The sequence below is a fragment of the Flavobacterium sp. genome, assembly GCF_027483985.1.
Classification (GTDB): domain Bacteria; phylum Bacteroidota; class Bacteroidia; order Flavobacteriales; family Flavobacteriaceae; genus Flavobacterium.
The window spans coordinates 24,371-40,090 of sequence record NZ_JAIXTJ010000032.1 but is presented as its reverse complement, the minus strand read 5'-3'; the positions used below and the strand labels follow the sequence as shown (position 1 = coordinate 40,090).

20 protein-coding genes are annotated in these 15,720 nt (G+C 32.1%); 16 read left to right on the top strand and 4 right to left on the bottom strand.

From position 1 onward, the window contains the following. Nucleotides 1-87: 87 nt before the first annotated feature. Together Q0050_RS08600 and Q0050_RS08595 are read left to right on the top strand one after the other, a co-directional pair. A complete protein-coding gene (locus tag Q0050_RS08600) occupies nt 88-795 on the top strand; it encodes a MotA/TolQ/ExbB proton channel family protein (protein WP_298394306.1) in 708 nt (235 codons plus the stop codon). Then, entirely contained in the window at nt 779-1,174 is a 396-nt protein-coding gene (locus tag Q0050_RS08595; protein ID WP_298394303.1) for a biopolymer transporter ExbD, read from the top strand. Before Q0050_RS08600 ends, Q0050_RS08595 begins: the two co-directional genes overlap by 17 nt. 173 nt (nt 1,175-1,347) lie before the next feature. On the opposite strand, the gene Q0050_RS08590 is transcribed toward Q0050_RS08595, so the two are convergent. The 4 genes from Q0050_RS08590 to Q0050_RS08575 all read right to left on the bottom strand — a co-directional run bounded on the left by Q0050_RS08590 (nt 1,348) and on the right by Q0050_RS08575 (nt 5,866). Beyond that, entirely contained in the window at nt 1,348-2,268 is a 921-nt protein-coding gene (locus Q0050_RS08590; RefSeq protein ID WP_298394300.1) for an energy transducer TonB, read from the bottom strand. Nucleotides 2,269-2,314: 46 nt separating this feature from the next. Then, on the bottom strand, nt 2,315-3,469 hold the full coding sequence (gene nhaA, locus Q0050_RS08585) for a Na+/H+ antiporter NhaA (protein ID WP_298394298.1): 1,155 nt from the start codon (nt 3,467-3,469) through the stop codon (nt 2,315-2,317). Further along, nucleotides 3,470-4,696 carry a Glu/Leu/Phe/Val dehydrogenase dimerization domain-containing protein gene (locus Q0050_RS08580; RefSeq protein ID WP_298394296.1) on the bottom strand — a complete coding sequence of 409 codons (1,227 nt, stop codon included), beginning with the start codon at nt 4,694-4,696 and terminating at the stop codon, nt 3,470-3,472. 108 nt (nt 4,697-4,804) lie between these two features. Continuing rightward, a complete protein-coding gene (locus Q0050_RS08575; RefSeq protein ID WP_298394293.1) occupies nt 4,805-5,866 on the bottom strand; it encodes an anhydro-N-acetylmuramic acid kinase in 1,062 nt (353 codons plus the stop codon). Between the two features lie 105 nt (nt 5,867-5,971). On the opposite strand from Q0050_RS08575, the gene Q0050_RS08570 reads away from it, so the two are divergent. The 14 genes from Q0050_RS08570 (at nt 5,972) to Q0050_RS08505 (ending at nt 15,718) form a co-directional block, all read left to right on the top strand. Next, on the top strand, nt 5,972-7,111 hold the full coding sequence (locus tag Q0050_RS08570) for an acyl-CoA dehydrogenase (protein WP_298394290.1): 1,140 nt from the start codon (nt 5,972-5,974) through the stop codon (nt 7,109-7,111). Between the two features lie 68 nt (nt 7,112-7,179). Further along, on the top strand, nt 7,180-7,857 hold the full coding sequence (locus tag Q0050_RS08565; RefSeq protein ID WP_298394288.1) for a Crp/Fnr family transcriptional regulator: 678 nt from the start codon (nt 7,180-7,182) through the stop codon (nt 7,855-7,857). Between the two features lie 83 nt (nt 7,858-7,940). After that, nucleotides 7,941-8,357 carry a DM13 domain-containing protein gene (locus Q0050_RS08560; protein ID WP_298394285.1) on the top strand — a complete coding sequence of 139 codons (417 nt, stop codon included), beginning with the start codon at nt 7,941-7,943 and terminating at the stop codon, nt 8,355-8,357. Nucleotides 8,358-8,360: 3 nt separating this feature from the next. After that, nucleotides 8,361-9,260 carry a hypothetical protein gene (locus tag Q0050_RS08555; RefSeq protein ID WP_298394284.1) on the top strand — a complete coding sequence of 300 codons (900 nt, stop codon included), beginning with the start codon at nt 8,361-8,363 and terminating at the stop codon, nt 9,258-9,260. 11 nt (nt 9,261-9,271) lie between these two features. Then, complete coding sequence (locus tag Q0050_RS08550) at nt 9,272-9,730, top strand: YHS domain-containing (seleno)protein (protein WP_298394281.1); 459 nt, start codon at nt 9,272-9,274, stop codon at nt 9,728-9,730. Between the two features lie 10 nt (nt 9,731-9,740). Next, nucleotides 9,741-10,136, top strand: coding sequence for a DoxX family protein (locus Q0050_RS08545; protein ID WP_298394278.1), 396 nt, complete (start codon nt 9,741-9,743; stop codon nt 10,134-10,136). Nucleotides 10,137-10,177: 41 nt separating this feature from the next. Further along, nucleotides 10,178-10,666: a DinB family protein gene (locus tag Q0050_RS08540; RefSeq protein WP_298394275.1), complete on the top strand. Its 489-nt coding sequence runs from the start codon at nt 10,178-10,180 to the stop codon at nt 10,664-10,666. Beyond that, a complete protein-coding gene (locus tag Q0050_RS08535) occupies nt 10,654-11,361 on the top strand; it encodes an NRDE family protein (RefSeq protein ID WP_298394273.1) in 708 nt (235 codons plus the stop codon). Before Q0050_RS08540 ends, Q0050_RS08535 begins: the two co-directional genes overlap by 13 nt. Nucleotides 11,362-11,500: 139 nt before the next feature. Further along, on the top strand, nt 11,501-12,397 hold the full coding sequence (locus Q0050_RS08530) for a D-alanine--D-alanine ligase (protein WP_367277165.1): 897 nt from the start codon (nt 11,501-11,503) through the stop codon (nt 12,395-12,397). A 36-nt stretch (nt 12,398-12,433) separates the two neighbouring features. After that, on the top strand, nt 12,434-13,072 hold the full coding sequence (locus Q0050_RS08525) for a hypothetical protein (protein WP_298394270.1): 639 nt from the start codon (nt 12,434-12,436) through the stop codon (nt 13,070-13,072). A 32-nt stretch (nt 13,073-13,104) separates the two neighbouring features. Then, nucleotides 13,105-13,782 (top strand): SDR family oxidoreductase, encoded by a 678-nt coding sequence (locus Q0050_RS08520; protein ID WP_298394268.1) that lies wholly within the window; start codon nt 13,105-13,107, stop codon nt 13,780-13,782. Nucleotides 13,783-13,830: 48 nt separating this feature from the next. Beyond that, nucleotides 13,831-14,667 carry a Bro-N domain-containing protein gene (locus Q0050_RS08515; protein ID WP_298394266.1) on the top strand — a complete coding sequence of 279 codons (837 nt, stop codon included), beginning with the start codon at nt 13,831-13,833 and terminating at the stop codon, nt 14,665-14,667. Further along, nucleotides 14,668-15,270, top strand: coding sequence for a SprT-like domain-containing protein (locus Q0050_RS08510; protein WP_298394264.1), 603 nt, complete (start codon nt 14,668-14,670; stop codon nt 15,268-15,270). A 1-nt stretch (nt 15,271) separates the two neighbouring features. Then, entirely contained in the window at nt 15,272-15,718 is a 447-nt protein-coding gene (locus Q0050_RS08505; protein WP_298394261.1) for a hypothetical protein, read from the top strand. The last annotated feature ends 2 nt before the right edge of the window (nt 15,719-15,720 follow it).

Below are 15,720 nucleotides of genomic sequence, written 5' to 3'. Positions count from 1 at the left end.
TTTGTAGTTTAATATTGTATTAGAATTTATCTTTAGTGCAAATTTGAGATTATTTTTAACAACTAAATCAAAAATCTAATTTATATGATTAATTTTTTTCTTCAAGTCCAAAATGATACTATTGCTCAAGCTACTGGAGCAGTAATTGAAGGCACTGTAAAAACCACTGAAATTTCTGTTTTGGGATTTATTTTAAAAGGAGGTTTTTTTCTTATTCCAATCGCACTCTTGCTATTTTATACTTTTTATATAATTATTGAACGTTATTTTTATATTCAGAAACGAGCCGTAATTGATCCAAATTTGATTAGAGATATTCGTGATAATTTGAATGCTGGAAATATTGATATGGCAGTGTCAGTTGCTGACAGGAGCAATACTGCATCTGGTTATGTGCTTAGAGAAGGAATTTTGACTATTGGTCGACCTATTTCCGAAATAGAATCAAATATGGAACGTGCTGCTAATATTGAAGTAGGTGAAATGGAGAAGAAACTAGGGCAATTAGGACTAATTGCAGGTATAGCACCAACTTTTGGATTTATCGGTACTATTGCAGGTGTTATTAAAATTTTCTACAGTATTTCTCAAACAGAAGATATTAGTATTGGGAACATTTCAGGTGGTTTGTATGAAAAAATGATTAGTTCAGGAGCGGGATTAGTTGTTGGTATTATTGCTTATTCAGCTTATCACCTATATAATGGTAGAATTGATAGTTTTACCTTAGCAATTCAAAAACAAGTTCTTGATTTTGTAAACATAATTCAACGTCCAAATGGTAAAACGAAATAAACGATTTCACGCAGAAGTTGCTACTTCATCTTTGAGCGACATTATGTTTTTCTTATTATTGTTTTTCTTAATCATTTCCACATTAGCAAATCCGAATGTGATAAAAATGACGTTGCCAAAATCAAAAACAAGTGAGAAAACCAATAAGCAACTAATAAGCTTATCCGTAACCGAAGACAAACGCTTTTATCTTGATAAGCAAGAAGTAGCTTTTGACCAACTTGAAGCTTCTTTGTTGGCTCAAATGGGCGATGCTAAAGACCAAACAGTAGTAATAAGAATTCCTTTTAATCTGCAAGTACAGGATTTGGTAGATGTATTACAAATCGGAGTAAAGAACAAATTAAAGTTTGTCATAGCAACTAATAATTCTAAATAGGAGTGAATGGTTCGGGATTTGTTAGTATTCTATTTTCCTGCTTTTCATTACAATAAAAAATGCTTCCAAACAATGGAAGCATTTTTTATATTGTTTAAAAACTAAGTTCAGTGAACTCTAATTGCAATAAAAGTTAAGCGAAGTTAAGGCTAGCTAATCATTTTATTGCATATTTATTCATAACTAAAATTGTATGTTATGGTTCCTACTTGTTTTTCTGCACCTGTAGGACTTGCAGACCATTTCGTATTCAATGCCGCTCTTTTTGCCTCAGCCATTAAGCAACTGCTTACGCTTACTCCGGCGACACCTCTTTTTCTCTCCGCACTTATTACTTTACCATTTTTATCAACCGTTACTTCTACAACAATTTTTCCAGCCTCATTACAGTTATTTGATGGAGCTGGTTTTTCTAGTGCTTTTCTTCCACCTAATGAATATCCTGCTCCGTTACCTAAACCGTTACCACTTCCATTTCCACCACCGCTTCCCGAACCACTTCCAGGTCCAGTTCCTGTGCCATTGCCAGTTCCGTTTCCTCCACCAGATCCTCCACCAGTTCCACCAGTTCCAGAATAACCATTAGAATTTATGTCTCCATTAGCTCGACCTTGATTACCTGATGTTCCGCTGTTTCCATCACCACCTTTTTTATTCCCTTTTAAAATATTTGCTAAAGCATCATCAACTTTTTTTACAGGTTTTTTTACTTCAACAGGTTTCTTAATTTCAGGTTTTACAATTGGTTTTGGGTTTTTTACAGGTTTAGTTTTCGGAATTACCGCATCCGTTTTGTCAGCATCGGTATCTTCAGAAATTATATCTTCATCAGGAGTTGGTTCTGCTTCATTATTTTTTGAAACTTCTTTAACATCTAACTCTTTACTCTGAAAATCTGCACCAGAACCAAAATCAGTATCACCAAAGTTAACAGTAACTCCGCCACCGCCACCGCCACCAGACATTGTTAATAGTTCAGCGTCAGATGGAGGCCAAAAGCGTATGAAAAACATAATCAATAGCAATACAGCATAGATAAGGGTCGCGATTATTAGCGATTTTTTTTTGTCAGCAGGTGTAGAATCTAAACTCATTAGTACTGTTTTTATATGTTTTAACGTCGAAATATACTAAAAATTGTTATTCTTCTTGCAAGGCATTAACATTTGATAAACTTTTCTTGAGCCAAAAAAAACCAATTAAGCCCGAAATTAAAGAACCAATTAATATCATAAACTTCGAGTTAGTAATTATTTGGTTGTCTTCAAAAGCTAAAAGTGTAACAAATATAGACATTGTAAATCCGATTCCTCCAAGAAATCCAACACCTATAATTTTCTTCCAATTTAGATCCTCCGGTAAATGGGTCAATTTTAATTTAACGGATAAATAGGTAAAAAGAAAAATTCCAATTGGTTTCCCTAGTACCAGTCCAAAAATGATGCCTAATGAATAGGATTCAGAAAAATTGTCAATCCAATTGTTACTAATCACAATGGCTGTATTGCACAATGCAAATATTGGAATGATAATAAATGCCACAGGATGATGTAACCAATGTTGTAATTGCGACGAAATAGTTTTAGAACTTCCATTTCCAAAAGGAAGCGCAAAGGCTAATAAAACTCCGGTGATTGTTGCATGAACTCCAGAATTCAACATAAAATACCACATAAAAATTCCTCCTACAAGATATAAAATCAAGTTAGTTACTTTCAATCGATTCATTATCAAAAGAACTCCAAAAATAGAAAGAGAGATAATAAGATTGGTAAAATAAATCGTTTTGGTATAAAAAAGAGCGATTAAAATTATAGCACCCAAATCGTCGATAACAGCAAGAGCAGTCAGAAAAACTTTTAGTGAAATAGGAACTCTGTTTCCTAATAAAGATAAAATTCCTATAGCAAAAGCAATATCTGTTGCCATTGGAATTCCGATTCCATGTTCTGTAGAAGTTCCTACATTGATAGCGAAGTAAATTAGAGCAGGAATTAACATTCCGCCCAAAGCTCCTGAAACAGGTAAAATGGCGTCTTTTATTTTAGATAACTCTCCTATGTAAACTTCACGTTCTAATTCTAATCCAATTAATAAAAAGAAAATAGTCATCAATCCATCATTTATCCAATGTTCTGCACTGTGACTGCCAATTTGGTAATGCCACATAGCAATATATTCTTCAGAAAATGAAGAATTTGCAATGACAAGAGAAATGACTGTACAAATTAATAAAACCAATCCGCCAGCTTTTTCACTCTCAAAAAAGGATTTGAATAACCCAGTGGTTTTCACTTATACTAATTGTTTTAATGCAATTTCAAATGCTGTTGCACTTATATTTTTCTTATCTGAATTCAAATCGTGTGCCCGTTCAATGGCTTTTTTGATGGTTTCAGAAATGTCATAAAAAACAGCTTCATCAGTCATTTGAACTTTTTTCTCCATAAAATAGGCAAAAACTCTAGCCATTCCACAGTTGGAAATAAAGTCAGGAATCAAACTCACTTTGCTATCCGTTTCTTCCATAATAGGTCCAAAGAAAATTTCTTTATCGGCAAATGGTACATTCGCACCACAAGAAATCACTTCCAATCCTGAATGGATTAAATTATCCAATTGATCTTTAGTTACTAATCTTGAAGCTGCGCACGGAGCAAAAATATCGGCACCAATGGTCCAAATTTTTTGATTAATTTCTTCAAATGGAATCATGTTTTCGGCAACTAATTTGTTTCCATCCTTATTTAAAAATAAGCGTCTGATTTCTTCAAATGAGAATCCGTTTTCGTTGATGATTCCACCATCACGGTCAATAATTCCGATAACTTTTACACCCATTTCAGCTAAGTAAAAAGCAGCAGCCGAACCTACATTTCCAAATCCTTGAACGATAGCTTTTTTATCTTTAAAATCACCGCCATAGGTGTTGTAATAATGACGAACTGCTTCAGCCACGCCATATCCAGTAATCATATCGGCAACGGTGTATTTTCTTAATACGTCAGGTGAGAATTTTGGATTTTCAATTACTTTGATAACGCCTTGACGCAATTGTCCAATTCTATTGATTTTATCAGCCTCTGTTGGTTTGAAATGTCCGTTAAAAACACCCTCTTGCGGATGCCAAACACCACATTCTTCTGTATATGGAATTACTTCGTGAATTTCATCAACATTCAAATCGCCACCGGTTCCGTAATAACTTTTTAATAATGGTGAAACGGCTTTGTACCAACGTTGTAAAACGCCTTTTTTGCGAGGATCATTCGGGTCAAAATTAATACCTGATTTTGCGCCACCAATTGCCGGACCAGAAACAGTAAATTTCACTTCCATTGTTTTGGCTAACGACAGAACTTCATTCATATCCAATCCTTTTCTCATACGAGTTCCACCGCCAGCTGCGCCACCACGAAGTGAGTTGATTACTGTCCAACCTTCGGCTTCGGTTTCGCTATCTTTCCAATTGAATACTATTTCGGGTTGTTTATTTTCAAATTTTTTAAGTAAATCTTTCATTGTATTTAATCTGAATTTGTTTCAGACGCAGGTTTTAGTTAGTTAATTTGTTTGTGTTGCAAATATAAGGTTTTTAAAAATAGTGTATTTTCTAAAAATGATACTATCTTAATAAATCACACCAGAAGAATGATCCATCTTAGCACCAGTAACGCTGCTCAAAACATTAATTTCATTTCGTAATTTCAAAACGCCTAAAAGTGCAAAAATCAACGCTTCTTTAAATTCTAATGTTTTGTTATCAGGAATGATGATTTCAATTTTTGGTAAGTGAAATTGCATTCGTTCAATTAAAAAATCATTATAAGCGCCGCCGCCGGTGATTAATATTTTTCCGGTTTTGTTTGGTAAGGCTGATGAAGTTTGCAAAGCAATATGTTCGGTAAAAGTGTGCATCTTGTCTTCAATTGAAATGGAATATTTTTCCATCAATGGCAACACAATTTCTTTAACAAATTCAAATCCGAGTGATTTTGGAAACGATTTTTGATAATAATCTAAAGCGTTTAATTCGTTTAATAAATCAGAATTTACTTTTCCAGAACGCGCAATTTTTCCTTTGTCGTCGTAATTTAATCCTAATTTATTGGCATAAAAATTAAGAACGGTATTAACAGGCGAAATATCAAAAGCAATTCGTTTTGAATTATCTTCAAAAGAAACATTAGAAAATCCACCTAAATTCAAACAATAATCATATTCTGAAAATAAAATTCTATCACCGATTGGAACTAGCGGTGCACCTTGACCACCAAGTTGTACATCTTGCACTCGAAAATCGCAAACCACTTTCTCCTTAATTAGTTCTGCAATTTTTGGAAGATTTCCAATTTGAAGTGTAAATTCGTTTTGTGGTTGATGTAAAATAGTGTGACCGTGCGAACAAACGGCATCGATGTTTGAAATTGAGTTTCTTTCGATAAATGATTTTATGATGTTTCCTAAAAGCTCGGTATACTCTTTATTTAATTCAATCAAATTTTCTTCCGAAAAGCTTACAGCAACTTTCAATTTGTTTAACCAATCTTGAGAATAAGAAATAGTTTCTGATTCAAGGATTTGGTAGTTCCACTTACTATCTTTTATCGTAAAATCGATATGTGCTAAATCGATTCCATCAAGCGAAGTACCTGACATTACTCCGATAATACTATAAGATTCTTTAAACATATTCTAAATTTACGAAATCGTTTGAAATTTTAAGTTTTAAAATGTACTTTTGGCGTTCAAAAATACAATTTACATTTTACAATATACATTTATACTTTTAAAGATATGGATTTTAATCTTACCGAAGAGCATTTGATGATTCAGCAAGCTGCAAAAGATTTTGCTCAAGCCGAACTATTACCTGGAGTAATTGAAAGAGACGAACATTCTAAATTCCCAACAGAGCAAGTCAAAATGATGGCAGATCTTGGTTTTATGGGAATGATGGTCGACCCAAAATATGGCGGCGCAGGTTTAGACAGTGTTTCTTATTGTTTAGCATTGACTGAAATTGCTAAAATTGATGCTTCGGCAGCCGTAATTATGTCGGTAAATAACTCTTTGGTTTGTGCAGGATTAGAGAAGTATTGCAGCGAAGAACAAAAAATGAAATATTTGGTTCCTCTTGCTAAAGGTGAGGTTATTGGTGCTTTTTGTTTGTCAGAGCCAGAAGCTGGAAGTGATGCTACTTCTCAAAAAACTACTGCAATAGACAAAGGTGATCACTATTTGTTAAACGGAACAAAAAATTGGATTACCAATGGTTCAACGGCTTCCACTTATTTAGTAATTGCGCAAACCGACATTGAAAAAGGACACAAAGGAATCAACGCTTTTATTGTTGAAAAAGGATGGGAAGGTTTTGATATCGGACCAAAGGAGAAAAAAATGGGAATTCGCGGAAGTGATACGCATTCATTATTATTTAATGATGTAAAGGTTCCAAAAGAAAATAGAATCGGAGAAGATGGTTTCGGATTTGCTTTCGCAATGAACGTTTTAAATGGAGGAAGAATCGGAATTGCATCTCAAGCATTAGGAATTGCAACTGGTGCTTATGAAATTGCCTTAAAATATTCTAAAGAAAGAAAAGCTTTCGGAAAAGAAATTTTCAATCATCAAGCAATTGCTTTCAAATTGGCTGATATGTATGTAAAAGTTACAGCCGCTAGATTATTAGTAATGAAAGCAGCTTGCGAAAAAGACGAAGGAAAAGATATTGCGCACTCAGGTGCAATGGCAAAACTTTACGCTTCTGAAATTGCTTTAGAAGTTGCTAATGAAGCCGTTCAAATTCACGGTGGAAATGGTTATGTTGCTGAATACCACGTAGAACGTATGATGCGTGATTCTAAAATTACTCAAATATATGAAGGTACTTCTGAAATTCAACGAATAGTAATTTCAAGAGGATTGTCTTTATAAATTTATAATTATAAAATTTTAAAACCCTTCAAGTATTTTTCTTGGAGGGTTTTTTATATTTTTACACTATGTATGACGAATTAAAATACTGGTATCTTCGTGATCATAAGTTGTTTTGGACATTGAGTATGTCGCAAATAAAGCAGTTGTGCATCATTACAGGATTTAAAAAAGCTAAAAAAGGAGACGTTATTTATTTTTCCTCGTCAGATGTTCCTAGAATTTTTTTACTTAAAAAAGGGAATATCAAAATTGTTTCTATTGATGAAGAAGGCAATGAAACCATAAAAGAAATTCTTCAAAAAGGCGATTTGTTTGGAGAACTTTCATTAGAACACGACACTGATGTAAATGAATATGCTAAAGCACTAACCGATGAGGTTTCAATTTGCAGTTTTATTCTGTCTGATTTTGAAGATTTATTGGTTCGAAATCCAACTTTGGCTTTGTCTTACACAAAGTTTGTAGGATTAAAAATGAAACGATTTAAAAATAATTATTCCAATTTAGTTTCAAAAGATGCTAAAACACGATTACTTTCTTTCTTGAAAGATTGGGCACAACGTGAAGGCAAATTTGATGGAACTAAAGTAACAATTGTTAATTATTTAACCCAAACAGATATCGCTCAAATTATTTGTACATCTCGTCAAACGGCGACTTTATTGTTAAGTGAATTGGAGGAAAAAAACTTTATTTATTATAACAGAAAGGAAATAATTATAGACGATATTTCTAAATTGTAAATTATTTTCACCCAATTGTAAATTAGCCGACAATTGGTCGGTTCCATAGTATTTATTTTTGACCTTATAAAAATCGAAATGCTATGAAAAAATTATTTATGATTTCCATTGTATTCTTTTTGTTTTCTTGTGAACAAGAAGGTGAACTTACAAAAGATGAATTGTTTGCAAATACAATTTCTGACGCAGCAGTTTTAAAACATTCTGGAATTTTTGCTCCAACATCTGGAATAAATGTTTCAGGTGGTTTTAAGATTTATTTAGAAAACAATCGGTATAAATTAAAACTCGATGCATTCACTATTTCAGATGGTCCTGATTTAAAGATTTATTTGTCTAAAGCAGATACTCCAACTGATTTTGTGACTTTAGGAAATTTAACATCAAGTACCATTTATTCTATTCCTCAAGGTGTAACTATAAATGATTATTCCCACGTTTTAATTCATTGCCAACAATACAACCATCTTTTTGCGGTTGCAGCAATTATACAAAATTAAGTTATGAAAAAATTGATTTTAATAATTTGCTTGGTTGCAACAAATTTAACTTTATTTGCGCAAGGTTGTAGCGACGCCGGAATTTGTTCTGTTGGAAAAACATTTGAGTCATCAGAATCATCGTTTAATAATACAATAGAAGTAGCCACAGTTTTTGGAGTAGGTGAAGCTGATGTGACTTATATTTCTCCTTTCATTGCTTATACAAGAAAACTATCGGATAAATTTTCGTTAACTACACGTATTACTTTTTCATCAGCTAATGGAAGTTTTGGAACAAGAGCTAGTTTTGGCGATGCTTTTGTAATCGGAAATTATATATTTAATGAAAAAGATAGTAAACAATGGAGTGTTGTTGCGGGTTGGAAGATTCCATTTACTAGTGCTAATCTCAAAATTAATGGTTTTTCTTTACCGTTAGATTATCAAGCCAGTTTAGGAACGTTCGATTTGTTTCTTGGAACTAATTTAAAATACAAAAAATGGGATTTCAATGCGGTTATTCAAATTCCAGTTTTTAACAACAACAAGAATTCTTATTTTAGTGAGTTTTCTGGAACTACCGATTTTCCGTCAACCAATTTGTTTCAAAGAAAATCAGATGCTTTGTTTAGAGCAACTTATTCGTTAAAAACTAAAAACCAAAAATTTGTTTTTAAACCTAATTTATTATTCATTTATCATTTAGGTGAAGACAGTTATGAAACTATTTTTGCACAAAGACAGACCATTGTTGGCTCTAACGGATTGACCGTTAACGGAAACTTGCTGTCAATTTATAATCTGGATAAAAAAAACAGTGTTGAACTTTCCATAGCAACACCATTTGCAGTCAGAGATAGTCGTCCTGACGGATTAACAAGAGCTTTGGTTGTTGGAATGTCTTATAAATTCTCATTTTAAATAATTATCTTATGAAAAAAATAATCTTATTGGTTGTAATGCTATTGTCATTAACAACTTTTTCGCAAACAACTGCAAAACGATTAAAAGAATTTAATTTAGAAAATAAGGTTGCTATCCAAGGATATGATCCAATTGCTTATTTTACTTTAAAAAAGGCGGTTAAAGGTAAAGCTGCTTTAGCAACAACTTATGAAGGAGTAATTTATTATTTTTCTACACAAGCACACAAAGATTTATTCTTGAAAAATCCATCAAGTTATGAACCACAATATGGTGGTTGGTGCGCTTTTGCTATGGGTGATTATGGCGAAAAAGTTGAAATTAACCCTGAAACATTCAAAATTATAGAGGGTAAGTTGTATTTGTTTTATAATGCTTTCTTTAATAACACATTAAAAAGTTGGAATAAAGACGAAACTAATCTAAAGAGAAAAGCAGATAGTAATTGGAAGAAAAACAGTAATTAAATAATAATATATGATGCAAAAACCCATTCTTATCTGGATAGTAAAAAGTATTGCAATAGTAATTCTTTTGCAGACATTATTTTTCAAATTTTCTGGTGCTGCGGAAAGTGTTTACATATTTTCCAAATTAGGGATAGAACCTTTTGGTAGAATTGGATCGGGAATAGTTGAATTAATAGCATCTGTTTTAATAATGATTCCAAGTAAGTCTTTACTAGGAGCAATACTTGGTGCGGGCACGATGCTTGGCGCAATATTGTCGCATTTGTTAATTTTAGGGATTGAAATAAAAAACGATGGTGGTACACTTTTTATTTTGGCAATAATTACGTTTCTTTGTTGCTTGATATTAATTTATAATCAAAAACATAAATTTCTAGATTTGCTAAGGATTAAACAAATCTAATAGATATCTTATCTCGTAAATATTAAAAAGATTCAGTACCTATGTTAATTCCTTCTGTAAAAAATACTTTAAACGAGTTAGACGATTTGTTATCACAATTAACAAATGAAGATTATACTTGTCAATGTCAAGATCTAAGTAATGCAACTATTGGGGAACATACTCGACATATCATTGAACTTTTTCAATGTTTAGAAAATCAATATGAAAGTGGTATTGTGAATTATGACAGTAGAAAACGCGATTATGCAATTCAAACCTGCACGCAAACTGCTAAAACAGCAATTCAAGGCATTATTGATACACTAGATAAACCCAATAAAAATATTATTTTGCATCAAATTATTGATGGTGAAACTATTGAAATTGAAAGTAATTACAACAGAGAATTGCTATATAATTTAGAACATTGCATTCATCATCAAGCTCTAATAAAAGTGGCTGTTTTGCAAAACGATGCTATCACTATTGATGCTAATTTTGGAGTTGCACGTTCTACAATTGAATACCGCAAACAATGTGCACAGTAAGTTTTGTTTTTTCTAACGGAAAAGCAATTTTAACACATAATCGTGATGAAAAAGTAGCGCGTCCGAGTGCTATTGAACCTCAAAAATATCTGGTAAATAACAAAGAAATTTTTTTTCCAAAAGATCCAAAAGCTGGCGGAACGTGGTATGCTGTTGCAGATAACACGACAACAATAGTTTTACTAAATGGTGCTGACGAAAAACACCAACTAAAACCTTTTTACAGAAAAAGTCGCGGTTTGATTGTGTTAGATTTAATTACGTCAAACTCGCCTATTGAGGAATGGAACACAATTGATTTAGATCAAATTGAGCCTTTTACCATTGTGTTGTATCAAGATGAAAAACTGTACCAATTGCGCTGGAATGAAGTAGAAAAATCTACTTTAGAATTAGATAAAAAGCAATATCATTTGTGGTCTTCAGCAACCTTGTATCCAAAAAATATAAGAGAAGAAAGACAAAATTTATTTTCGAAATTTATGTCTTCTAATGAAATTACTGCCGATAAATTATTTCATTTTCATCAACATGCAAATCCGGATGATTCCGAAAACGGATTGATCATTAACAGAAATGATGAAATGAAAACTTTGAGTATAACCCAATCTGTAATTGAACAAAATAAAGTTGTACTTTCGTACCTTGATTTGCAAAATCAAAATCAATCAACAAACATAATTACTTCAAAATAATTTGAAACTATTTTTTCACAAACTTATACATTGGGAATATTGGCCTTTTCAGATAGTCTATATTCCTATTTATTTTTTATGGGCTTTTTATGCACTAAAAGCAAGAACAATTTTCTTTTTTAATTCTTGTAATCCAACAATGAAGAATGGCGGCTTTATGGCCGAAAGCAAAAAAGAAATTTATGATATTATTCCTCAAAAATATTATCCAAAAACGGAATTAATAAAAGAGAACAACGATTTTGAAAAAGTAACAACTATTCTTTCAGCTACGCAAATACAGTTTCCATTTATCGCAAAACCTGATATTGGTTTGCGTGGTTCAGCGGTAAAAAAAATTCATAATCTGGAGGAGTTAAAAACCTATAATCAAAGCGCCAATTTTGATTATTTAATTCAAGATTTAATTCCTTATTCCAATGAAGTTGGGATTTTTTATGTGCGATTTCCTAATGAAAAGAAAGGAAAAGTTACAGGAATAGTCGGTAAAGAATATGTCATTATTGAAGGAAACGGAACCCAAACTATCGAACAATTAATTCGCGCTAATCCAAGATTTGAATTGCAACTTGAAAACATTAGAAAAGATTTTGGAAATCGATTTGATGAGGTTTTAGAAAATGGCAAGAAACTAAATTTAGTTCCCTACGGAAATCACGCTCGTGGCGCGAAGTTTATTGATGTAAGCCATTTGATAACCGATAAATTGCATCAGTCAATTGATGAAATGTGTCAAGAAATTCACGAATTTTATTTTGGTCGATTAGATGTTATGTATGATTCTTGGAGTGATTTAGAAGCCGGAATTAATTATTCGATTGTTGAAATAAATGGTGCTGCGAGTGAACCAACTCATATTTATGATCCAAAACATTCTATCTTTTTTGCTTGGAAAGAATTAGCGCGTCATATTACTTATATGTATAAAATTAGCGTTCAAAATCACAAACGAGGTTTTCCTTACTTAAGTCACAAAGAAGGAATGCATCAGTATAAATTACATTTAGAACAAAGCAATAAGATTGTAAATTTTTAACTTGTTTCTAATTTTTGAAAATAGTATAAACCATTTGTGATTAAAGTAAAAAACATATTCGTCGGATTTTTAGTCAGTTTTATTGGCTCAATTCCGCTTGGTTACTTGAATATTGTTGGTTATGATGTTTTTAAGAAATTCGGATTGAACGAAACGATTTTGTATTTATTTGGTGTTATTTCTATTGAGTTTTTAGTGATTTACTTTACATTACTATTTGCAAAGCAATTGAATGAAAATAAAAAAATCATAAAGTTTATTGAAGCTTTTTCTATTGTATTTATGTTTTTGTTGGCTTTTATCTTTTATTCAAGTGCCAATAAAGAAGCCTCTTCTACATCGGTTCTAGAAAAATATGTGGGCTATTCTTCTTTTGCTGTTGGTTTGATTTTGAGTTGTTTAAATTTTATTCAAATCCCATTTTGGACCAGCTGGAATTTATACTTACTTAATGCTAATTATATTGAAGTTTCTAAAAATCGAAAATATTTTTATGTTTTCGGAACTGTTTTAGGCACGTTCAGCGGAATGTTAGTCTTAATCTTATCGTTAGATTATGTTACCAACCAAACCGATTTTTTAGCAAATTATTTAATGAAAGCGATTATTCCGTTGGTGTTTATTGGTTTGGGATTTTTACAAGCTTTCAAGTTTTATAAAAAGTATTCCAAATAAGTTTTTATCTTTACAATCAAGTAAAAATAAAGATGAAAAATATAATTATTACAGGAACTTCACGCGGGATAGGATATGAGTTAGCTTTGCAATTTGCTAATGAAGGACACCAAGTTTTGGCAATTTCTAGAAAAACACCACAAGAATTAATAGCTCATGCAAACGTTACCTGCTTGTCAGTCGATATTTCAATTGAAGCCGATATGCAAGAAATCGATAAATTCATTTCTTCCTCTTGGAAGCAAGTCGATATTTTGATAAATAATGCAGGAAGTTTAATCAATAAACCATTTTCGCAGTTAACACAATCTGATTTTGAAGCAGTATATAAAGTTAATGTTTTTGGCGTAGCTAATTTAACAAGAACGTGTTTACCTTACATGCAAAAAGGAAGTCACGTAGTGTCTGTAAGTTCAATGGGTGGAATTCAAGGAAGTATGAAATTTCCTGGATTGGCAGCTTATTCTTCGAGTAAAGGCGCAGTAATTACTTTATCTGAATTATTGGCTGAAGAATATAAAGATCAAGGAATTGCGTTTAATGTTTTAGCACTTGGAGCTGTTAATACCGAAATGTTACAAGAAGCGTTTCCGGGTTATGAAGCACCAATTTCGCCAAAAGAAATGGCCGATTATATTTTTAATTTTGCTTTAACTGGGAATAGATTTTATAATGGCAAAGTGTTACAGGTTTCTTCTTCGACGCCATAGATATTAAATTATTTTTGTAAATTGTACCTGCATTTAAATTATACAAAAATGACAAAAGTAAACGCCATTCAGTTATTTGAGGACAAAAAAGTAAGAACCATTTGGGATGTTGATCAAGAAAAATGGTTTGTTTCTATAATTGATGTTATAGAAGTTTTGACAGAAACCGACAGGTCTAGGAAGTATTGGAGTGATTTAAAATCTAAATTAAAGAAAGAAGGAAGTCAGTTGTCCGAAAATATCGGACAACTCAAAATGCAATCTTCGGATGGTAAGTTCTACAAAACAGATGTCGCTGATACAGAACAACTTTTCAGGTTAATTCAGTCTATTCCTTCACCAAAAGCGGAACCTTTTAAACTTTGGTTGGCTCAAGTTGCTTCAGAAAGATTAGACGAATTGCAAGATCCAGAATTGACTATTGACCGAGCTTTAGAACAATATTTACAGTTAGGATATTCCAAAAACTGGATAAATCAACGGTTAAAAAGTATTGAAATTCGTAAAGAACTTACCGATGAGTGGAAAAATAGAGGATTAAAAGAAGGACAACAGTTTGCAACTTTAACGGATATTATTTCAAAATCTTGGTCTGGAAAAACCACCAAAGAGTATAAAATTCTAAAAGGATTAAAAAAAGAAAATCTTCGTGATAACATGACTAATACCGAATTGATATTAAATATGTTAGCAGAAGCGTCTACAAAAGATATTTCTCAAGCAGTGCATCCTGAAACTTTTGAAGAAAATAAAAAAGTAGCAAAACAAGGCGGAAACGTTGCAAAAGTTGCTATGAAAGAATTAGAAGCTAAAACGGGAAAAAAAGTTGTTTCTTCGATTAATGCAAAATCATTACTAGACTCAAATAAGAATATTGATAAATAAATGAGCGAAGTCTTATCAAAATATCTTCCTGAACACGCTGTTTCATCTTGCTTTGAGTTAATCAAGACCAATTCGGTGCATCTAAAAATTGTTAACGAACGGCAAACTCGCCACGGTGACTATCGCAGAGGACTTTCAGGGAAACACGAAATCACGGTCAATGCCAACTTGAATAAATACCGATTTTTGATCACTCTTGTGCATGAAATAGCACATTTAGTAGCTTTTGAAAAATACGGACGAAAAATTTTGCCTCACGGAGTAGAGTGGAAGATGACTTTTCAGCAATTAATGATTCCTTTTATTCGTCCGGAGATTTTTCCTAATTCTGTGTTGCCTTTAGTTGCTAACCATTTTAGAAATCCGACAGCAAGTAGCGACACCGATGCTAAATTAGCTTTTGCTTTGAAACAATTTGATGAGAGAAAACCAGATGTTCATTATATTCACGAAGTGCCAAGCGGTAGTTTGTTCAGAATTAAAAACGGAAGAATTTTTCAGAAAAAAGGACTTCGAGTAAAACGCTATGAATGTATTGAAGTGAAATCAGGAGCTGTCTTTCTGTTTAATGCCAACGCTGAGGTTGAAATAATTCCGGGATAAAATGATGAAATTTAAAAATTACTATCTTCTACTTTTTGGTTCGATTGTTTTATTCATACTAGCTTTAACTGCTAAAAAGGAGAGTATTGATGTTAATATAGGCGATACCTATTACGTAATGGCTTATAATCAATTTTATGGGTTGTTGTCCTTTTTTCTAGTATTCTTTTTTATACTTTATGGCGCATTTGATTTATTAAAAATTATGCTTCTTAAATTGCTTTCAAAAATTCATATTTTTGGTTCTTTGTTTTCAATTTTAGTGCTAGTTTTTCCTTATTCGATATTTAACAATCCAAATGATTTTCCTTTGTTTGATAATTTATTGTATATAAATATTGCATTGGTAGTTAGTTTTTTACTGTTTTTAATTCTTCAACTCCTATTTATTATGAATATATTTGTATCTCTAATTAAAAAAGTGAAGACGCTTAGTGCTTCCAAATAAAT